Genomic DNA, 21,255 nt, shown 5'->3' with positions numbered 1-21,255 from the left:
AGGGACTCATATGCCGGTATTCATCAACGAAGAACGCAAGCAATTTCATCTGCAAGGGAAAAACACGAGCTACATCTTTTCAATTCTGAAGAATGGTCAGCTCGGGCAGCTGTATTTCGGGAAAAAGGTGAGGCATCGGGATGATTTCTCCCATCTCATCCAGCTCCCGGCTGAGCCCCTTGGAAACGCATCGTTTCCCTATGAAGGGGATCCGTTTTTTTCACTGGAGTATTTAAACCAGGAGTATCCGAGCTTTGGAACCAGTGATTACCGTGAGCCGGCCTTTGTCCTGAAGCATGAAAGCGGCAGCAGGACGTCCCATTTCACTTATAAAGGATACCGTTTAGAAAAGGGGAAACCGTCTCTAGACGGTTTGCCTTCTACCTATGTGGAGGATGAATCCGAAGCGGAGACCGTGACGATCACGTTGGAAGATACCGTTTCGATGCTTGAAATGGATATTCTCTATACAGTGTACCATGAGCGGGATGCGATCGTGCGAAGCGTTCAGCTTCGTAATCAGGGAAGTGAACCGGTGGTGATTGAGCGCTTGCTCAGTGCGTCTTTGGACCTTCCCCATGCAGACTTTGATTTCCTCCACCTCCATGGTGCCTGGATCCGTGAACGTCATGTTGCGTGTCTGCCCCTTAGAAAGGGACTGCAGTCCATCGATAGTAAGAAGGGGGTCTCGAGCTCCAACCACAATCCATTTTTTGCTTTGAAATCCCAAGAAGCGTCTGAAAATCAGGGAGAAGTGTACGGCTTCAGCCTCGTCTACAGCGGGAATTTCTTTGGCGGGGTTGAAGTGGATGCCTATGATACATCCCGTGCCCTTCTCGGAATCAATCCGTTTGGGTTTGATTGGACAGTAGAAGGAGGGTGTTCCTTTCAAACGCCTGAAGCAGTGATGGTGTATTCTGATTCCGGCTTGAACGGGATGAGCCAGACTTACCATGATTTATACCGTTCCCGACTGGCCGGGGGGGAATGGAGGGACAAGGAGCGCCCGGTGCTTATCAACAACTGGGAAGCCACCTACTTTGATTTTAACGAAGAAAAGATCCTCGGCATCTGTGACGCCGCCGCTGAACTGGGAATTGAACTGTTCGCCCTGGATGACGGCTGGTTCGGAAAGCGGAATGATGATACGACGTCTCTTGGTGATTGGACACCCGATCAGAACAAGCTTCCGAATGGGATTAAAGGTTTGAGCGAAGCCATCGTCGGGGATAAGGGGATGCAGTTCGGTCTCTGGGTCGAGCCTGAAATGGTGTCAAAGGAAAGTGACCTGTACCGGGAGCATCCTGATTGGGTTCTTGGTGTGACCGACCGTACCTTATCACATGGACGCAATCAGTTCATTCTCGATATGGCGAATGAAGAGGTGGTGGACCATCTTTATTACACATTGGAGAATTTATTTTCCTCAGCCCCGATTTCCTATGTGAAATGGGATATGAACCGGAACATGACGGAAATCGGATCAGCATCGGTCACAGCCCGCCGTCAGGGTGAAGTGTCACACCGGTATGTGCTGGGTCTTTACAAGTTGTTGGACAAATTGACAACCCGATTTCCTCATATCCTTTTCGAATCATGCGCAAGCGGAGGGAATCGGTTTGACCCGGGGATGATCTACTATATGCCGCAAACGTGGACGAGTGACAACACGGATGCGGTGGAACGTCTGAAGATCCAATGGGGGACGTCACTTGTTTATCCGATATCATCCATGGGGGCCCACGTTTCGAGTGGGCATAATCACCAGACAGGACGAGTGACGCCGCTTGAAACCCGTTTTCACGCAGCGATGTTCGGTGCTTTCGGATATGAACTCGACGCCACAGGCTTTTCGGATGAAGAGAAGGAAACAGTGAAAACACAGATCCATTTTATAAAAGAAAATCGGCGACTACTCCAGTTCGGAACCTTTTATCGTCTCTTAAGTCCGTTCAATGGAAATGATACTTCCTGGATGGTGGCGGACCAGGAGGCAGAAGAAGCCATCGTCGCTTTTTACCGCACACTGGCACAACCCAATCCTGGATTGGTTCGGATTCGCCTACAGGGATTGGACCCGGAAGCATTATATGAAATCAATCATACCGAAGAGAGATTGTACGGAGATGAACTGATGAACATCGGACTACTGATCCCTCCAATTTTCAACGGCACCGTCGCAACAGAACAAACCAGGCTCAAAGGAGACTTCCAATCTCACATCTGGAAGCTCCGCAAAGTAAATTAAGAGGGACGGACCTCAACCAATTAAGGGGAAGTATGTGTGTGGCACCCGTTTCTCCGTTATAATGAAAAGAGCAATGTATGTAAAGAAGGAGGAAGTGGGATGGCCACTTTAAGGGATATAGCAGAAAAAGCAGGTGTCTCCCTGGCTACTGTTTCAAGAGTATTGAATTATGATACAACACTCTCCGTTGCCGAAGAAACGAAGAAGAGAGTGTTCCAGGTTGCACAGGATATGAATTATAAAACGCTGCGGAATCGCAAGGATCCCGGTCAGATCAAGGAAAGAATGCTCTTTGGATTGATCTACTGGTATTCAGATCAGCAGGAAATGGCGGACCCATACTATATGGCGGTCCGGACCGGAGTGGAACGGGAATGCCAGGAGCGGAATATCGATTTGATCAAATTGTATAAGCACGGCGATGGAATCGATCCTGCCAAGCTTGAAGGCTTGGACGGCATCATAGCCGTAGGGAAATACAGCCAATCGGAAATCGATCTGTTCGAAAGAGCGGCCCGTCAGCTCGTACTCGTGGATTATGCTCCGTCTGATGACTATGATTGCGTCGTCGTCGACTTCAGGAGAGCGATGGGGGAAGTGCTCGATCACCTGATCAGTCTCGGCCATGAGCACATTGGGTATATCGGGGGACATGAGTATGTAGTGGAGGACGAGCCGATCCGTGATGAGCGGGAGGTATCATTCTACGAATACCTGGCACTCCGGAATTTATATGACGAGGAACAGGTCTGGACCGATGGGCACTTCACTGCCGAGGACGGTTATCGGCTGATGGGAGAGGCATTAAAAGCAGAAAGAGTGCCCACCGCCTTCTTCGTGGCATCGGATTCCATGGCGATCGGAGCCATCCGTGCCCTTCATGAAAAGGGGATCAAGATCCCTGGGGAGGTCTCCATCATCGGATTCAATGATATCGCTACTTCAAAGTTCCTGCAGCCTTCGTTGACGACCGTGAAGGTGTATACGGAATTCATGGGGGAATCGGCCGTGGAGTTATTGCTCGATCAGATTCAGTCGAAACGGGAACTTGCGAAAAAAGTCGTGGTACCTGCTCATTTAGTGAAGCGGGAGAGCTGCAGTGAAGTAAACTAAAAAAGGGTGGCTGGGCTACTCTTTTTTGGTATGGGTAAACAACCTGTTTGTAAGGATAAATGCTGCTGATTGGAAAGGCCGTCGGAGATTCATAGATGAGGTGTTTCCTATTTGTTTTTAAGTGGGTTTGCCGGAAATGTTGGCGACAATAGGTAAGTAGAATAAGGACCGTTCTGTTGGAATTCAGAGATCTATTTTCAAAAGATTTGAAAATAAATTTCCCTTGAGGCATCAATAAAGATAACGCTTACAAAAAATAAGCCGGGTAATCACCTATTGACTTCCATTTACATACCCAGTATTATCCTTTATAAGATTAATTTTTGAAAATTACATACATTCAATTATCCAGAGTGACCGAGGGATCAGGCCCTATGACGTCCGGCAACCTCCAGAAATGGGACGGTGCCAATTCCTGCAGAATGATTTCATTCTGAGAGATAAGTCGAGATAATCAGGCGATGCTTCTTTCAGTTGAAAGAGGCATTTTTTTATTGGAGAAAAAGGGGTGTGCACATTGATCGAGATTCGGAATTTAGTCAAAACGTACAAAACGAAAAAGCAAACGGTGGTCGGTGTCGACAACGTCTCTGTCACGATTGAAAAGGGTGAGATCTTCGGGATCGTCGGATACAGCGGGGCAGGCAAAAGTTCGCTGATTCGATGCCTGAATCTGCTTGAAGTCCCAACGTCAGGAGAAATCATCATCGATGGTCAGGATTTTACGAAACTCTCTCCCAAAGGGCTGCGGCTCGCCCGTCAGAAAACGAGCATGATCTTTCAGCATTTTCACTTGATCAAATCGAAAACGGTGTTTGATAACCTCGCCTTTGCATTGAAAGCGGCATATGTCCCCAAAGCGAAAATTAAGCCGAGAGTCATCGAACTTCTGGACATGGTCGGTCTCTCAGATAAAGCCGACGCCTACCCGGCCCAGCTCAGCGGGGGACAGAAGCAGAGAGTCGGGATCGCAAGGGCACTTGCCAACAACCCATCGGTATTACTGTGTGATGAAGCGACGTCGGCCCTCGATCCGAACACGACGAAATCGATCTTGAAGCTATTGAAAAAGATCAACAAGGAACTGGGATTGACGATCGTCCTCATCACCCATGAGATGGAAGTGGTGAAGGAAATCTGTGACCGGATGGCCGTCATGCAGGACGGGAAGATCGTAGAGGAAGGTCCGGTGTATGACTTGTTTGCCGAACCGCAACAGCCTTTGACGAAGCAATTCATTGAAACCATTCTACAATTCGACCTGCCTCCGCACCTGGTGGAATCGAGAAAAGGGAAGCTCATCAAGATTCAGTTCAAAGGATCGATTGCTGAAGAAAGCGTCGTATCAGAGGTGTTTCAGCGCTACAAGGTGCGGGGGAATATCCTCCACGGCAAGATCGAATATATTCAGGATGTTCCACTCGGGATCTTCATCATGGAACTGATCGGATCAGCTGACGAAATCGAAGCCGCGATCCGATATATCACGGCAAAGACACAAAGCCTGGAGGTGCTTGAGGATGCTGCCTGATTCATTGACTTCTATACTGCCAGAATTGAATAAGGCGTTTTTTGAAACGGTGTATATGGTGGGGATTTCGCTGGCGGTTGCAATCGTGGTGGGATTACCTTTGGGGATTCTCCTTTTCGTCACAGACAAGGGATTGTTCCTGCAAAATGGTTTCATCAAAAAAGTCGTCGGATTCGTCGTGAACATGGTCCGCTCGGTGCCATTCATCATTTTATTAGTAGCACTATTACCATTAACCAAACTATTAACCGGGACCACGATCGGACCTACGGCGGCGTCTGTATCCCTTTCGGTAGCGGGCATTCCGTTTTTTGCGAGAATGGTAGAAACGTCGCTCCGTGAGATTGACAAAGGGGTCATCGAAGCATCGGTTTCAGTGGGGGCGAGTCCTTGGATGATCATCAAGGATGTGCTGCTGCCGGAAGCCCGGCCGGCTGTCATACAGGCCATTACCATTACAACCATCAGTTTAGTGGCCTATTCTGCCATGGCCGGCATCGTCGGCGGAGGCGGAGTCGGGGATCTTGCAATCCGCTTCGGGTACTACCGATATGACAATACGGTAATGATCACCACCGTCGTCATCCTGATTTGTCTGGTCCAGCTCATCCAATATACAGGTGATATATTTGCACGATTAGTCGATAAACGATAACTACTACAGGGGGAACAACAAGTGAAAAAATGGATTTTAGCAGGAGCATTAGCCTTAACAGTGAGCCTACTCGCAGCATGTGGCGGAGAAGAGGCAAGCTCGGAAGATACAAAAGAAGTGACCATCGGGGCGACTTCCGGCCCATACAGTGATATGGTGACAAAAGCCATCAAGCCCGGACTTGAAGAAAAAGGCTACACGGTGGAAGTGAAGGAATTCAGTGACTACATCCAGCCGAACAACGCGCTGGCAGAAGGAGATCTGGATGCGAACCTGTTCCAACATAAAATCTATATGGAAACCTTCGCGAAACAGCACAACATGGACTTATCTGAAGTTATTGTCGTCCCAACGGCTCCGATGGGGATCTACTCACAGAAGTTTCATTCCATCGATGATATCAAAGAAGGCAGTGCCATTGCCATTCCGAACGACCCAACGAACGCGGCACGTGCGTTCCAGATCTTAGAGGATGCCAAGCTGATCACATTAAAGCCCGACACGGATCCATTGACCGTATCCGAAAAAGATATCGCTGAAAATGTGAAAAACCTGCAATTTAAACCGATCGAAGCGGCACAGCTTCCAAGAGCCGTGGACAGTGTGGACCTATCAGCCGTACCAGGCAACTACGCGCTGGCAGCAGATATGGACCTGCTAGACGCCCTTCAGCTTGAAGACATGCCCGACCAATACCGCAACCGTGTCGTCGTCAACACAAAAGACGTCGACTCACAACTCGCCAAAGACATCAAAGCCGTCATCGAAGCAGACGGATTCGAAAACGTCATCAACAAAGAATTCAAAGGCTTCGGCAAACCGGAGTGGATGGAATAGGGGAATTTGAGGGACGGACCTCGAAATCCGTCGAAAAATTCATACGAAACGTGATAGGGACGGGCTTCCGCATGAAAATGCGGAGGTCCGTCCCTCCCTTATAGGCAGCACTTTTTATATTTTTTATCGCTTCCACACGGGCATGGGTCGTTTCGCCCCACTTTGTCTCCTGTTTGGACGGGTAGTGGAACAAGGAGTGGTTCTTCATCCAAAGAATGCTTTTCCACTTCTTCGATGAGACTTCTCCACTGTGGAAGTTTCGGATGATCCACTCCGTTCATGACGCAGTTGACGTAAAGGGATTCTTCCAGGCATAGCATGTTCTCATCATAGCCTTCTTCGAGGAGTGCTTCGATTTTGGGGATTGCCTCAGTTGATAGGTGCTGACATAAGTAATCGGCAATCAGTGTTTTGGCGGTGAGGTCATTAGTCTGATTAAATAATCTCAATAATGCCTGTTCCGCTTCTTTCGTTTTGATTCTTCCAAGCACGTCAAGGGTATAGAAATAGGTGTTTCCATACAATGCGACCTTTTCCACTTCTTGTACCACTTGCTCCGTCCCGATTTTCACCAGGGCATTGGCCACTTCCTCCAACAGCAAATCTTCTGCTTCCTCGTTCTTGAAGAGGTTCACCAATTGCGGGATCAGGCTCTCTTCCCGGATTTCCCCAGCCATATATACAGTGTATACTATCTCATAACCGACTAATTCCTCCTGATCAACCTGTACCTCCCAGCTTTTAATTTCACCTTTCTTTACCAGTTCGTGAACAATCCTTTTCCCTTGGTCAAAATACACCTGATCATAATCATTCTGATCCAAGTGATGCATCATACCAGCAAGCTCCATGAATAATTCCTCATCTTTTAAATCAGGAAGCTTCACAATCTTTTTCAGCTGACCTTCATCTAAAAAAGGTTTTACTTCGTTACGGTACTTGATCAGCAATTCCGTATCGGCACTCGCCACTAATTGAATGTAGAAGAGGATATCTGTATCCTTTTTGCTCAGGCTCTTCAACCGCTTGAGCACCTCTTTCATGCCTTCATCATTCAACGGCATGTACATCAAGTAAGGAAGCACGGGGGAAGAGTATTTCGAAACCTGTCCACGGTCATGGGCTTTTAACCCGGTTAAAAACGTTTCACCATCAACCAAATAAGAACCTTCCAACATTTCAATCGCATATCTCTGCACAAACGGGTCCTCACTCAAAAAATAAGGCTCGACCCTCTCAACAAAACGGTTCATCCAACCATCCTTTATCATAGTATTTCTTTCAGTGTAATAGGTGGGAAGGGAAAAGGGAAGAGGGACGGACCTCGACGTACAGTTTAAACCTCAATGGACAGGATGATGGGTGAAATGACAATTCAACTTTTAGGCATATTCTCTAATGGCAATAATGGTAACCTGGGAGGGGACCTGATGAAAATAATTGTGATTGTCTCATATATGGGAATGCTCTTTTGTTTAACCTGTACCGGGAATTTCCACGATTTACTTAACTATTACGACTTGAGATTTCAATGGGTAAGTCAACCTTTTTCCAGGACAGGGTGTCTATTAGACGTATGTTATGACAGTATAGGAATACTCTTATTTGTTTTGATAAGCAAAATTCTTACGTATAAAAACAGGTCGAGTGTCAAATCTCAATCGAATTCCACTTATCATTAGAGGCTTCTCTTTAGTAAACCTAGAGAGGGTATTCTATTCGACATCATTCTTTAACATAATATGAATCTATTGTCCCATTTTTGTAAATTTTTTTATAATTCAATAATCCTCGACAAAAAAATGATATATTTAAAGAGTACTTGGTTTACATTATTCAACAAAAAAGGAACTAAGTGAAATAATCATGCGGAGGTGTTTCGAAATAGGTAGATTGTAGTCCATATCATTCATTAATCTACGTATTTTCTTGGCGTGAATCGATGCTTTCCGGGGGAAACGAATGTACTATTAAGAAAGCGCTTACATTAACCTTAGAAGGTATTAATGCCATAGACAAAGGGACTAAGAGATATAGCTATAATATGAGGAATAGATACATAAGCTTATCTCGCAAATCGAACAACATTTTGAGGAGGAATCAGGTTGAAGATTTTGAAGAAACAGTTCTTCATCGTAACAACGATCTTGGCCATGCTGGTAAGCTATATTGTGCCAATCGGTTCAATGGCTTCTGCAGCTGACTATTTAACGGTTCAGGAAGCGATTGAAAACAACAGCGGTACGGGAACTGTCACGGGTTATATCGTAGCTCATACGACAAGCACAAATAGTTATGATTTTGAAGCTCCTTTTGGAAATAATTACAATTTTTCAATTGCAGACAGCGCAGATGAGAAGGACCCTTCCAAGATCCTTCCTGTTCAACTGCCTACTGCCTTCAGGGCGGAATTTGGATTGCAAACGAACCCTGACATTATAGGGAAAAAAGTCATCATTACAGGAAACCTGGAAGCTTACTTTAACGTACCGGGACTAAGATCACCCACGGCGATCTCCTTTGATGGTGAAAATCCGGACGAGCCGACACCGTACGATGGTATTGAAGGCTTAAGAATCCATGATATTCAAGGTGAAACACATACTTCACCATATAATTCAGAAAAAGTTAAAGGTGTTGAGGGGATTGTCACTCACGTAGTGGACGCAAGCAATTTCTATATGCAGGATACCCAGGCAGATGATAATGCCAAAACATCTGAAGCGGTACTTGTCTACAAGCCCGCACATGGAGTGAACGTTGGAGACAAAGTGGCGGTTGATGGTCAGGTGAAAGAATGGGTGCTTGACGGATATTCCGACAAATTGCAAACCGATCTTTCCATGACGGAACTGAACGCACAATATGGAAACGTGATTGTTACTTCTAATTCTAATGAACTTCCTGAAGCCTTGGTTATGGGAGAAGATGTAACCCCCCCTACAGAAGTGGTTGATAACGATCAATTCGGTGAATTTGATCCTGAACAGGATGGGATCGATTTTTACGAAAGCCTGGAAGGTATGCGTGTTTCCCTTGATCGCCCAACGGTGACAGGTCCACAGAAGTATGGAGAAGTCCCTGTCATCACTGAGAAAGTGGAAGACAAAGCGTATACAAAAGAAGGCGCACCACTTTTAACAAAAGAAAATCAAAACCCTGAAAGAATGTTCCTTTTACTTGATAACCGTGACTTCGTTACGAAAACAGGTGATCAATTCGATGGAACGGTTACGGGGGTTGTCAGTTACAGCTTCAGTAACTTTAAACTACTTGTAAAAGAAGAGAGTCTGCCGGAGTTAACAGAGCGTGACTACAATCCGGAAGTGACAACGATCCAAAAAGCAGATGATAAATTAACGGTGGCAGGCTACAACATTGAAAACTTTGCAGCATCTGATACTGAGAAGCGGGATAAGCTTGCAAAATCAATGGTGGACAATCTGAAATCCCCTGATATCATCGGCCTGGTGGAAGTATTGGATGAAAGTGGGACGACGGATGATGGTATCGTGAAGGCAGATGCCAATTACAAAGCATTAAGTGACGCCATTGCCGGCTTCGGCGGTCCTACGTATTCATGGACAGAAATTGCTCCCCAGGATAAAGAGGATGGCGGTGTGCCTGGAGGGAACATCCGAGTCGGATTCCTATACAATCCTGATCGTGTTTCTTTAGCAGAAGGTACAAAAGGGGATGCCACAACAGCTGTAGGATATGAAAACGGCTCCTTGACATTGAATCCAGGAAGAATCGACCCGACAAACCCTGCGTTCGATGACAGCCGCAAGCCATTGGCTGCACAGTTCAACTTTAAAGGCGAAGACGTTATCGTCGTGAACAATCACTTTAACTCTAAAGGTGGAGATCAACCCGTATTCGGTAAAAATCAGCCACCTGTACTGGGCAGTGAAGAGCAACGTCTGAAGATCGCGGAAATCGTGAATTCATTCGTATCTGACATTGAGGAAAAGAATGAAGAGGCTAATGTCGTCGTAATGGGAGACTTAAACGACTTTGAATTCTCTGCTCCTTTACAAAAGCTAAAGGGAGAAGAGTTGACAAACCTTGTTGAAACGCTTCCTGCGAGTGAACGATATACGTATACGTATCAAGGGAATGCACAGGTACTTGATCATATGCTTGTTTCCAATCGTCTTGCTGCAGGTGCAGAATATGATATCGTCAACATCAACTCACCATACATGGAAGAACATGGACGGGCGAGCGATCATGATGCCTATATCGGGCAATTTGATTTATCATCCCAAAGTCAAGACGGGTTTAACCTTTCCATTATGCATACAAACGATACGCACGCACACGTGGAAGGATACCCTAAACTCTTTACAGCAGTGAACGAGGTTCGTGCTGAAAAGGAAAACGCTCTATTATTGGACGCAGGTGATGTCTTCTCCGGAACACTTTACTTCCGTCAATATAAAGGTCTTGCCGATCTCTGGTTCATGAATGAGCTTGGCTATGATGCCATGACATTTGGTAACCACGAATTTGATAAAGACTCCAAGACGCTTGCAGACTTCATTAAAGAAATGAACTTCCCGATGGTATCTTCAAATGTATCGGTTACTGGCGATACAGATTTAGAGCCACTTGTGAAGGATGAAACCGCTACTCCGGTTGAAGGTGGAAACGTCTACCCTGCCATGATTAAAGAAATAGATGGGGAAAAAGTAGGGATCTTTGGATTGACGACTCCTGATACAGCATTCATCTCTAATCCAGGAGAAAATATTTCTTTTGAAAACCCTGCTGAAAAAGCTGCCTCAACGATTGATATGCTGAAAAATGAGGGAGTGAATAAGATCATCGCCCTATCTCACTTGGGTTATGCTCAAGACTTGGAGCTGGCTGAAGCTGTGGATGGTATTGATGTGATTGTCGGTGGTCACTCCCATACCATATTGGAAGAACCAGTTGTCATCAATAAAGGAGAACCGACAGTAATCGTACAGGCTGGAGAATATTTAAACCTGCTTGGTTTATTGGATGTCACATTCAATGCTGAAGGTGTGGTCACAAACCATTCAGGAGAAGTGCTTAATCTGAAGAATTATGAAGCAGACGCAGATGCTCTTGCAAAAGTGGAAGAATTCAAAGCTCCACTCGAAGAATTAAAGAGTGAAGTAGTCGGCCGCTCAGAAGCAGCGCTTAATGGAGAACGTGGCGATGTCCGCAGAAAAGAAACAAACTTAGGTAATTTAATTGCTGATGGAATGGTTGCAAGAGCCAATGATTCAGTGGAAACGTATATTGGACTTCAGAATGGCGGTGGTATCCGCGCTTCGATCGATGCAGGGGACATCACGCTTGGAGAAGTATTAACCACAATGCCTTTCGGGAATCAGCTTGTCACACTGGACTTGACTGGTAAAGAAATCAAAGACGCTCTTGAACACAGTGTATCAAGAGTAGAAGGCCAGGATGCACCAGGGGAGTTCCTTCAAGTATCAGGAATCAAGTACAAGTACGACGTCAACAAGCCAGCTGGTGAACGGGTGTGGTATCTGGAAGTAAAAACAAGCAATGGCTATGAAAAGACCGACCCTGAAAAAATGTACTCTGTTGCCACCAACGCATTCACGGCAAATGGTGGAGACGGATATACAATGTTCAAAGAAGCGAAAGAAGAAGGTCGCCAAACAGAACTGTTTGTAGCTGACTTTGAAGTATTCACTGCTTATCTTGAAAAAAATAATCCGGTTTCACCTGAAGTGGAAGGACGCATCGTTCAAGAAGCTGCGCCAGAAAAAAATGAAGAGTTCCATTTATCTGTTATGCATACGAACGATACCCATGCACACGTGGAAGGGTATCCGCGTTTGTTCACTGCGGTGAAAGATGTTCGTTCAGAAAAAGAGAACGCTCTGTTACTGGATGCAGGGGATGTATTCTCCGGAACACTCTATTTCCGTCAATACTCAGGTCTTGCCGATTTATGGTTCATGAATGAATTGGGTTATGATGCCATGACTCTGGGAAACCATGAATTCGATAAAGATTCTAAGACCCTGGCAAATTTCATTAAGGAAATGAACTTTCCGATGGTATCTTCAAATGTACAAGTGGCAGGAGATACTGACCTTGAGCCATTAAAGAAAAATGAAGTGGGAACCCCGGGTGATGGCGGAAACATCTATCCAGCCATCATTAAGGAAGTTGACGGGGAAAAAGTGGGAATCTTCGGATTGACCACTCCTGAAACTGAGTTTCTTTCAAGTCCCGGAGAAAATATTGTATTCGAAGATGCTGCTGAAAACTCGGCTGCTACAATTGACATGCTGAAAGGTGAAGGTGTTAACAAAATCATCGTTCTATCTCACCTCGGCTATTCTCATGATCTGGAACTTGCCGAAGCAGTCGATGGAATTGACGTCATAGTCGGAGGTCATTCCCATACCGTATTGGATGAGCCTGTTGTTATCGATAAGGAGGAACCGACTGTCATCGTGCAGGCAGGCGAGTATCTAAACCTGCTTGGATTGCTGGACGTTACGTTTGACTCTGCAGGGATTGTGACAAGTCAAGAGGGAGAGGTACTTGACCTTAAACAATACGAAGAAGACCCTGAAGCACTTGCAAAAGTAAATGAATTCAAGGCACCTCTGGAAAAAGTTAAAAACGAAGTTGTAGGTAAAACAAAAGTAGCTCTAAATGGGGAACGTGCTGACGTTCGTACGAAAGAAACCAATTTAGGGAATCTGATTGCTGATGCCATGGTAGAAAAGGCGAATGAATCGGTTAAGACCCATATCGGACTTCAAAACGGCGGCGGTATTCGTGCATCCATCGATAAAGGCAAAATCACGTTGGGTGAAGTATTAACGACGATGCCGTTCGGTAATAATCTGGTGACCCTGGACTTAACTGGACAAGAGCTTCTGGACGCTCTCGAGCACAGTGTAAGTGGAGTTGAAGCCGGTGAAGGACGTTTCCTTCAAGTATCGGGAATCCATTTCAAGTACGACATCAACAAGCCGGTTGGGGAACGAGTATGGTCTGTTGAAGTGAAAACCGATAAAGGGTTCAAAGAAATTGACCCTGAAAAGATGTACACAGTTGCAACCAATGCCTTTACAGCAGATGGCGGAGACGGTTACAGCATGTTTAAAACGGCTAAAAACGAAGGTCGGATGACAGAGTTATTCCAAGTGGATTATGAAGTATTCACTGACTATTTAGCCAAACATAAAAATGTCTCTCCAAAGGTTGAAGGAAGGATCATTCAAGAGGAACAGCAAGAGGATCCTGGAGATGGTGACTGGCAAGATGATTTCTTCGACTTTATTAAAAAGTTAAAGAATTGGTTATGTACATTATTCGGTTTATGCGGCAAATCATAATTCCGGAAAAGGACTAAAAAAGCACTGGCTGTTTCCTTAGCCAGTGCTTTTTTCTATATTAAACCTTCGCCGTTTCCTTCTCACTCTCAATAACTGCCAAACGCTCAGCCACTTCTTCCTCCGTCAAACCATGCTCCATCACATAGCGGTTCTCCGGGCTCTTGCGGCACTCATCCGAGCAGCTTCTCATATATTTATGCTCATTTTCTTCTGAGCAGAGGATTTTGCGGTTACATGGCGGGTGTGCGCAGTTTACGTAGCGTTCACAAGGTTCTCCAGTGTAGAAGTCTTTCCCAACAACGACATGTTCAGTCTGGTTGACAGGAACACCGATGCGCTCGTCGAATACGTAAAGCTGCCCGTCCCACAGTTGCCCTTTTACTTCAGGGTCTTTACCGTAAGTTGCGATACCTCCGTGCAATTGTGCAACATTCTCAAAGCCTTCTTTTACTAACCACCCTGAGAATTTTTCACAGCGGATACCACCCGTACAATACGTGATGATTTTCTTGCCTTCAAGTAAATCTTTATTATCCCGGACCCAGTTCGGAAGATCACGGAAGTTCTTGATATCCGGCTTCACAGCTCCTCTGAAGTGTCCCAATTCATATTCATAATCATTACGTGCATCCAGAAGAATCGTATCTTCCTGCTGGATTTGTTCAAAGAAATCCTTTGGATCAAGGTACTCACCTGTAAGCTCATTTGGATTCACGTCATCTTCTAGACGAAGAGTGACAAGCTCTGGACGGTGCTTGACTTTCAATTTCTTGAATGCATGCTCGTCTGCTTCGTCAATTTTAAACACCGTATCTTTGAAGTGTGGATCCTGTCTCATTGCTTTCATATAGGCATCCGTCTGCTCGATCGTTCCGGAGCATGTTCCATTGATTCCTTCAGATGAAATCAGGATACGTCCCATCAGGCCAAGGTCCGAGCACAGTTGTTTGTGCTGGGCAGTGACTTCCTCCGGGTTCTCGATGTCAACATAGTTGTAATACAGTAGTACTCGATAATCTTTCATGTTTATTTCCACCTATCGATTTATATTTGCAAGATATAATCTTAGGATTCAGTTCCTTATTACTCTTACGATGTACTATTATAACAAATTTTCATGAAATTGCATCATGTGTGGGGGAGAAATGCTGGGGATTGTGAGGAAATGGTGGTGGAAATTGGTTTTAAACCAAAAAATATAAATACATTAAATTTGTAAAACTGGATACGATTTGAAACAATGAATATAAGAAGAAAAATAATCAAGGGGTTGTCACTACATATGATCAAAAAAGCCATGCTGCTTTGTACCTTCGTCGCTCTCAGTCTACTGTTCGCAGGATGTCAGGAAAAGGCCCAGCCGGATGATCGCCTGCAGGAATACGTGGATCTTTGGAATAAAGGGAAGTTTGATAAAATGTTCTCAGACTATGTGAACTCCTCTACGAAAGAAACATTCAAAAAAGAAGATTTCGTCACAAAATACAAAGATATCTATAAAGACCTGGAAGTGAAGGATGTCAAAGTATCTTTTAAAAAGCCGGAAAAAGAAGTGGAATGGGACAAAAAGTCGAAAGCAGAGTTTCCCATGACGATTTCATATAACACCCTCGCTGGTGAGGTTTCGTATGAAAAAGATATTACCCTCACAAAAGAAAAGAAGGACGACGATGAAAACTGGTTCGTGGATTGGGACCCTTCGTTCATTCTGCCTGAAATGGAAAAGGATGATAAAGTCGGAGTGGAAAGCATCTCGGCAAAGCGCGGGGATATTCTCGACCGGAATCAACAGCCCCTTGCCGTCAACGGGGAGGCCTTTGAGCTCGGGATTGTACCGAAAGAGTTTAATGACAGTGATTTAGACAACCTGGCAAAATTGCTGGATTTGTCAGCCGATTCGATTCAGGGAAAGCTTGACCAAAGCTGGGTCAAACCTGAATTTTTTGTGCCGATTAAAAAGATTGCCTTATCCGAGAGACCTTTAGCTCTAGAGGTCATAGAACTCGGAGGTCTCTACTCGAAACGCGTACCTGCAAGGGAATACCCTTACGGAGAAGCAACTGCCCACCTTACCGGATATATTGGTAAACTTACGGCAGAAAAGTTAGAGAAACTCAAAGACAAAGGCTATACTGCTCAATCACTGATGGGCTTAAGCGGTGCGGAGGAAGTCTATGAAGATCAGCTCCGCGGCAAAGACGGACAGCGTATTTATCTAAAGAAACAAGATTCAGAGGACACCGTCACCGTAGCGGAACAGCCCGTACAAGATGGCAAGAACGTCACACTCACCATCGATGCCGAGATGCAAAAGAAGATATACGCACAAATGAAGGATGAGCCTGGAACGGCAGCCGCCATCAATCCACAAACGGGAGAAGCGCTTTCCCTTGTGAGCACCCCTGCCTATGATCCGAATGAATTCGTATTAGGGATGTCTGCAGAAAAATATAAGAAGCTTGCCGACGACCCGAAAAAACCGCTTCGGAACCGATTCCAGCTTGCCTATTCACCGGGATCAACAATGAAGGGGATCACAGCATCCGTCGGCCTGAAATCCGGCAAGCTTGATCCAAAAAAAATCTATGATATCCAGGGGAAGAAGTGGCAAAAGGATGAATCTTGGGGGAATTATAAAGTGGTCCGTGTTTTTGACAATGAGAGCAAAGTGGATCTGGAAAGCGCCCTTAAATTCTCGGATAACATCTATTTTGCCCGTGCCGGACTCGATATGGGTGCCGAGACGTTTATTGCTGGCTTGAAGGATTTCGGCTTTGGCGAAGAGATCCCTATGTCTTACCCGATCTATAAATCACAGGTTTCAAACGACGGGGAAATCTCCAAAGAAGTCCAGCTGGCCGATTCTGCTTTCGGTCAAGGGGAAGTGCTGATGAGTATCGTTCACATAGCAAGTGCATACGGCGGAATCATCAACGATGGCACCATGATGGAACCAAAACTCCTGAAGGATGAAGAACAAAAAGTGTGGAAGAAAGACCTGCTTTCAAAAGAACAGGCAGACATGATGAAAACGAATTTCCGCAAAGTGGTCACAGAAGGCATCGCCGGAAAAGCGAGTGTAGAAGGTAAAGCGATCGCCGGTAAGACCGGCACGGCAGAGATCAAATCGGAGCAGGGAACGAAAGGCAAGGAAAATGGAGTGTTCGTTTCCTATGATCAGAATGACCCGTCCATGGTTCTCGCCATGCTCCTTGAAGATGTACAGGATGAGGGTGGAAGCACCCATACCGTTCAAGTGGCGAAGAAATTCTACGATAATTGGAAATAAGTACCATATCCACAGGAAAATATATTGGAGAAGGCTTCGACGATCCCCGCCTGGATACTTTATTCTTAACTATGCCTGTTTCCTGGAAAGGGACCTTGCAGCAGTATGTGGGAAGGCTTCATCGTACCTATCACTCAAAAAAAGACGTGAAAGTATATGATTATGTCGACTGCAATATTCCGATGCTTGAGAAGATGTATGAAAAAAGGTTAAAGGGCTATCAATCGTTGGGATATAAAGTTAAGGGCAAAGAGGAAGATCAAGAGGAGCAAATGAAGTTATTTTAAAAGGTCTAGGTGGGAGAATGCGAATGTCATTTACGGCTCCATCCCCACCCGCCGCTTCACTTTATGAAGTTCTCTTTTATGATCCCAGTTTTCCTTTACAAAAATCGTCATGCTATCCTGAGTGTCCTGCTGATTTTCTTCGAGTACGATCATTCTGGATTCGAGCTTGTCCATGAGGTTTTCGATCTTTGTCATTCGCTCGTTCATGTTGTTTTCAAAACGAGTCATTTGTCCTTGAAGTTCTCTTATGGCTTGTAAAATCTGAACCATATTATTTTTCACCTCCTACAACTTATTCTAACACAGAATCTGGGAATATTACCTTCACAATCACTGAAAAAATCTTCCCCAAACATACGGTTTTGCTTCTATATATGGTAATATAAGAAAATGTAAAGAGAGAAATCAACGTAACACATTACATAGAGTTAGGAGAATGATCAATGAGTAAAACACTAATTTTCGGCCACAAAAACCCGGACACAGATACGATCACATCGGCACTGGTTTATGCTGATTTGAAAACAAAAATCGGGATGGACGTGGAGCCGGTTCGTCTAGGTGAAGTAAACGGTGAAACACAGTATGCCCTTGATTACTTTAAAGTCGATGCACCACGCTTAGTGGAAAAGGTTGCGGCTGAGACGGATACAGTAATCCTGGTTGACCACAACGAGCGCCAGCAAAGCGCCGAGGATATCGAGGAAGTACGCGTTCTTGAAGTTATCGATCACCATCGCATCGCGAACTTTGAAACGGCTGATCCCCTGTACTACCGTGCTGAGCCGGTTGGTTGTACGGCAACGATCTTAAACAAGATCTACAAGGAAAGAGGAGTAGAGGTTACGAAGGAAATGGCTGGACTAATGCTTTCAGCGATTATCTCGGATTCTCTATTATTTAAATCTCCAACATGCACGGACGAAGACGTTACAGCTGCTAACGAACTGGCTGAAATTGCAGGAGTTGACCCACAAGTATACGGCTTGGAAATGCTGAAGGCCGGCGCGAACATGAGCACGAAATCAGTCGCAGAACTTGTGACCCTTGATGCGAAAGAATTCTCCATGGGTCATGCAAAAGTGGAAGTGGCGCAAATCAATGTTGTGGACACGAATGACGTATTCGGACGTCAGTCGGAAGTGGAAGCGGCCATGGAAACGATGATCAAGGAAAAAGGATTGGATCTTTTCCTTCTAGTTGTTACAGACATCTTAGAAAACGACTCGATGGCACTTGCCCTCGGAAGCAAAGCGGGTGAAGTGGAGAAGGCGTTCAATGTATCTCTTCAAAATAACACGGCTCTATTAAAAGGCGTGGTATCCCGTAAGAAGCAGATCGTACCTGTGTTGACGGATGCGATGAAATGAAGTTAGGTGAAGAAGCAGTCTTTGGGCTGCTTCTTTTTTTAGCATGAATACAAGGTAAATAGTCCTGGTTATTGTGGTAAGATTAAAATTGTATAATTATACCACAAGGAGTTCTATGAGCTAATGAGTTATCTTATATTGATACTTATGCTGGTGCTGGCAATCCTTGCTTCATCACCAGCCTATAAAGGGAAAATTGGAGAAAGAAAAGTTAAGTACTATCTGAGCAAACTGAACCCGGATCAATTTGTTGTCTTACATGATATCTTGATTCCTTCAGAAAATGGTAAAACCACGCAAATTGATCATGTGGTTCTTTCCAAGGCTGGTATATTTGTAATAGAAACAAAAAACTATCAGGGCTGGATTTACGGGAGCGAAAAAAGCAAGAAGTGGACCCAGATCATTTATAAGCGTAAGCAAACGTTTTATAATCCCCTTCACCAGAATTATGGACATATTAAGGCCATTGAGAAATTGATTGGACATCAGGTTCAACCTCCTTATTATTCTGTGATTGCCTTTGATCCCAAAGCAACACTTAAGAAAATGGATATCTCTTCTCCTCAATCATTTGTTATCCATTCCAATCAACTAGTAAAAATCATAGAGAAGCATGAGGAGTCCGTCCTTACCCAATTTCAAATAAAGGGGATTTCTGAACGGCTGAACACAAGGAATATAGTAGATAAGAGGGCAGCCCAATTCCATAGTAACCAAGTCAGGATAGATCAGCAGAATAAGAAGAGGTTAGTGAGCTCAGGGGTTTGCCCTAAGTGTGGGAACCCATTGGTGGTTCGTCATCGCAAGGACGGAAAAGGATCATTTAGAGGGTGCAGCAGCTTTCCTAAATGCCGTTTTATAGCCTAATGGTATGATAACGATATAGATAGAGAGGAGATTGTCTCGTGAATTTCAAAAAAATCCACCACATCGCGATCATTTGCTCGGACTTTGCGACATCTAAGGACTTTTACGTGAATATACTTGGATTCGGGGTAAAGCAGGAGATTTACAGGGAAGTAAGAAATTCTTATAAGCTCGACCTTACGTTAAATGGAGAATATATTCTCGAACTCTTTTCGTTCCCTGAGGCGCCTGAAAGGCCGAGTTATCCTGAAGCGCAAGGACTGCGTCATTTAGCTTTTGAAGTGGATGATCTTGAGGCGACCGTGGAGGAGCTGAATGAAAGAGGCATTATAACTGAAGAAATAAGGATAGATCCTTATACCCATAAACAGTTCACCTTTTTTGAAGATCCCGATGGACTTCCATTGGAAATATACGAAAGGTAGTTTTGAGGTCCGTCCCTCAAAAAAAGAGCACTTCCCATAAGGAGAAGTGCCGTCTAAAGGTATTGTAATTTGTCGTTATTTATATTAAATCATAGATGTGATATGTATGTATTGTCGGTGTGAGGCTTTTTAAGAAGAAATATGCAGTTTTTCCTAAGGAAATTACATAAATTCTGATAATATATAAATATATTAATATTTTGCAGGGCGGGTGTTGCAGTATGGATTACTCGATTATCGGAACTAAAATAAGAGAATTGAGGAAGGTTATCGGATTGACTCAAGGTGAATTAGCGGATGGCATCTGTACTCAGGCTTTAATAAGTAGAATGGAGAAAGGCGATATCTATCCGAGTGCTACTGCCCTTTATCAAATTTCTACAAAACTTGGGGTAGATGTAAACTATTTCTTTGAAATCGGAAAGACTCCCCGCCTTGATTACGTTAAAGAAGTAGAGAGGCAACTCCGTAAATTACGTATTAAACACCAGTATGCAGAAATGATGGAAATGGTTAGAAATGAAGAAAATAATCCCTTATTCAAGGATGATGAGAATGCTCAACTCCTTGGTTGGCATAAGGGAATTTATCAATTTGAGATAGTAAAAGATCAGGAAGCAGCTTTTGAGCTTTTACATAAGGCATTTGAATTGACTGCTACTCCTAAGAAAGCTTTGTCAGAAAGGGAATTGGAGATTCTCCTTACATTAGGGGCATTTGAATTCAGTAATGAAAACTATCAAAAATCACTTGAGTATTACACTAAAGTAAGGCATGCATTGTCTAAAACAGATTGGTTACAAGATAAATCAATCTATACAAGACTTTTATACAACTTCGCAAGAGTATATACAAGAGTTGGAAATTATGAGGAGTCCATTCATTATTGTAACAGAGCCATAAAGTGGATTATCAAAGAAGAGCATATGTATGGCTTTGCTCAACTCCATTACCATCTTGGATATAATCTTGAGCTTATGGGGAATGTTAAGGAAGCGATACCCTATTATGAAAAGGCAGCCGCTTTTTTTGATATACAAAACAATGAAGAGTTTGTGCAATTTATTAAAGGGAAGTTGGAGAAACTTATAGATGGGAGTAAGGCAAATAGCCAAAAAAAGAGCACTTCCCACTAGGAGAAGTACTATCAAAAGGTATTGTAATTTGTCGTTACATATATTAAATCATACCGAGGAATTTTATGTAGTAGGGTTCTCGGTTAATAAGCTAGAATAAATTTGGTTTAATCTATTGTATAAGCTTTTT

Annotated in this window: 14 protein-coding genes, 1 pseudogene and 1 riboswitch; of the genes and pseudogenes, 12 read left to right on the top strand and 3 right to left on the bottom strand. The window is 44.3% G+C overall.

The window, feature by feature from the left end; genetic code table 11:
* Positions 1–10 precede the first annotated feature (10 nt).
* The 5 genes from JI667_RS17685 (at position 11) to JI667_RS17665 (ending at position 6,384) form a co-directional block, all read left to right on the top strand.
* Entirely contained in the window at positions 11–2,248 is a 2,238-nt protein-coding gene (locus JI667_RS17685; RefSeq protein ID WP_206857533.1) for an alpha-galactosidase, read from the top strand.
* 99 nt (positions 2,249–2,347) lie between these two features.
* A complete protein-coding gene (locus JI667_RS17680) occupies positions 2,348–3,361 on the top strand; it encodes a LacI family DNA-binding transcriptional regulator (protein WP_206857532.1) in 1,014 nt (337 codons plus the stop codon).
* Between the two features lie 341 nt (positions 3,362–3,702).
* Positions 3,703–3,808: riboswitch (SAM riboswitch) on the top strand.
* A 70-nt stretch (positions 3,809–3,878) separates the two neighbouring features.
* Positions 3,879–4,892: a methionine ABC transporter ATP-binding protein gene (locus JI667_RS17675; RefSeq protein ID WP_206857531.1), complete on the top strand. Its 1,014-nt coding sequence runs from the start codon at positions 3,879–3,881 to the stop codon at positions 4,890–4,892.
* Complete coding sequence (locus tag JI667_RS17670) at positions 4,882–5,547, top strand: methionine ABC transporter permease (protein WP_206857529.1); 666 nt, start codon at positions 4,882–4,884, stop codon at positions 5,545–5,547. Before JI667_RS17675 ends, JI667_RS17670 begins: the two co-directional genes overlap by 11 nt.
* 21 nt (positions 5,548–5,568) lie before the next feature.
* Entirely contained in the window at positions 5,569–6,384 is an 816-nt protein-coding gene (locus JI667_RS17665; protein ID WP_206857527.1) for a MetQ/NlpA family ABC transporter substrate-binding protein, read from the top strand.
* A gap of 98 nt (positions 6,385–6,482) precedes the next feature.
* Here the strand turns inward: JI667_RS17665 and JI667_RS22800 are convergent, their stop codons facing one another.
* Positions 6,483–7,637, bottom strand: coding sequence for an SEC-C metal-binding domain-containing protein (locus JI667_RS22800; RefSeq protein WP_244668375.1), 1,155 nt, complete (start codon positions 7,635–7,637; stop codon positions 6,483–6,485).
* 852 nt (positions 7,638–8,489) lie between these two features.
* On the opposite strand from JI667_RS22800, the gene JI667_RS22795 reads away from it, so the two are divergent.
* Complete coding sequence (locus JI667_RS22795) at positions 8,490–13,748, top strand: 5'-nucleotidase C-terminal domain-containing protein (RefSeq protein WP_244668374.1); 5,259 nt, start codon at positions 8,490–8,492, stop codon at positions 13,746–13,748.
* 58 nt (positions 13,749–13,806) lie between these two features.
* Here the strand turns inward: JI667_RS22795 and JI667_RS17645 are convergent, their stop codons facing one another.
* Positions 13,807–14,772 carry a rhodanese-related sulfurtransferase gene (locus JI667_RS17645; RefSeq protein WP_206857525.1) on the bottom strand — a complete coding sequence of 322 codons (966 nt, stop codon included), beginning with the start codon at positions 14,770–14,772 and terminating at the stop codon, positions 13,807–13,809.
* 258 nt (positions 14,773–15,030) lie between these two features.
* Here JI667_RS17645 and JI667_RS17640 point away from each other — a divergent pair, with 258 nt between their 5' ends.
* Positions 15,031–17,037 carry a penicillin-binding transpeptidase domain-containing protein gene (locus tag JI667_RS17640; RefSeq protein ID WP_206857523.1) on the top strand — a complete coding sequence of 669 codons (2,007 nt, stop codon included), beginning with the start codon at positions 15,031–15,033 and terminating at the stop codon, positions 17,035–17,037.
* Between the two features lie 5 nt (positions 17,038–17,042).
* Positions 17,043–17,324, top strand: a pseudogene (locus JI667_RS17635) (DEAD/DEAH box helicase); the annotation flags it as partial.
* Positions 17,325–17,354: 30 nt separating this feature from the next.
* Here JI667_RS17635 and JI667_RS17630 read toward each other — a convergent pair.
* Positions 17,355–17,594 carry a hypothetical protein gene (locus JI667_RS17630; protein WP_206857521.1) on the bottom strand — a complete coding sequence of 80 codons (240 nt, stop codon included), beginning with the start codon at positions 17,592–17,594 and terminating at the stop codon, positions 17,355–17,357.
* A gap of 173 nt (positions 17,595–17,767) precedes the next feature.
* Here JI667_RS17630 and JI667_RS17625 point away from each other — a divergent pair, with 173 nt between their 5' ends.
* The 4 genes from JI667_RS17625 to JI667_RS17610 all read left to right on the top strand — a co-directional run bounded on the left by JI667_RS17625 (position 17,768) and on the right by JI667_RS17610 (position 21,125).
* Positions 17,768–18,694 (top strand): manganese-dependent inorganic pyrophosphatase, encoded by a 927-nt coding sequence (locus JI667_RS17625; RefSeq protein ID WP_206857520.1) that lies wholly within the window; start codon positions 17,768–17,770, stop codon positions 18,692–18,694.
* A gap of 123 nt (positions 18,695–18,817) precedes the next feature.
* On the top strand, positions 18,818–19,564 hold the full coding sequence (locus tag JI667_RS17620; protein ID WP_206857519.1) for an NERD domain-containing protein: 747 nt from the start codon (positions 18,818–18,820) through the stop codon (positions 19,562–19,564).
* Positions 19,565–19,602: 38 nt separating this feature from the next.
* Positions 19,603–19,989 carry a VOC family protein gene (locus tag JI667_RS17615; protein WP_206857518.1) on the top strand — a complete coding sequence of 129 codons (387 nt, stop codon included), beginning with the start codon at positions 19,603–19,605 and terminating at the stop codon, positions 19,987–19,989.
* A 221-nt stretch (positions 19,990–20,210) separates the two neighbouring features.
* The gene (locus JI667_RS17610) at positions 20,211–21,125 is read left to right on the top strand and encodes a helix-turn-helix domain-containing protein (RefSeq protein WP_206857517.1); all 915 of its coding nucleotides are present in this window, start codon (positions 20,211–20,213) and stop codon (positions 21,123–21,125) included.
* Positions 21,126–21,255: the final 130 nt, after the last annotated feature.

Origin of the sequence: Bacillus sp. NTK074B, from assembly GCF_017303375.1 — a bacterium.
Taxonomy (GTDB): domain Bacteria; phylum Bacillota; class Bacilli; order Bacillales; family Bacillaceae_B; genus Rossellomorea.
Note: the sequence above shows the minus strand (reverse complement) of the source record. Positions and strands in the feature narration are given on the sequence as shown.

What these genes read in the sequence shown, in the direction of transcription:
- JI667_RS17680 (WP_206857532.1), top strand. Translation starts at nt 2,348, where the DNA reads ATGGCCACTTTAAGGGATATAGCAGAAAAAGCAGGTGTCTCCCTGGCT.
- JI667_RS17685 (WP_206857533.1), top strand. Translation starts at nt 11, where the DNA reads ATGCCGGTATTCATCAACGAAGAACGCAAGCAATTTCATCTGCAAGGG.
- JI667_RS17670 (WP_206857529.1), top strand. Translation starts at nt 4,882, where the DNA reads ATGCTGCCTGATTCATTGACTTCTATACTGCCAGAATTGAATAAGGCG.
- JI667_RS17630 (WP_206857521.1), bottom strand. Translation starts at nt 17,594, where the DNA reads ATGGTTCAGATTTTACAAGCCATAAGAGAACTTCAAGGACAAATGACT.
- JI667_RS17645 (WP_206857525.1), bottom strand. Translation starts at nt 14,772, where the DNA reads ATGAAAGATTATCGAGTACTACTGTATTACAACTATGTTGACATCGAG.
- JI667_RS17625 (WP_206857520.1), top strand. Translation starts at nt 17,768, where the DNA reads ATGAGTAAAACACTAATTTTCGGCCACAAAAACCCGGACACAGATACG.
- JI667_RS17640 (WP_206857523.1), top strand. Translation starts at nt 15,031, where the DNA reads ATGATCAAAAAAGCCATGCTGCTTTGTACCTTCGTCGCTCTCAGTCTA.
- JI667_RS22800 (WP_244668375.1), bottom strand. Translation starts at nt 7,637, where the DNA reads ATGAACCGTTTTGTTGAGAGGGTCGAGCCTTATTTTTTGAGTGAGGAC.
- JI667_RS17620 (WP_206857519.1), top strand. Translation starts at nt 18,818, where the DNA reads ATGAGTTATCTTATATTGATACTTATGCTGGTGCTGGCAATCCTTGCT.
- JI667_RS17610 (WP_206857517.1), top strand. Translation starts at nt 20,211, where the DNA reads ATGGATTACTCGATTATCGGAACTAAAATAAGAGAATTGAGGAAGGTT.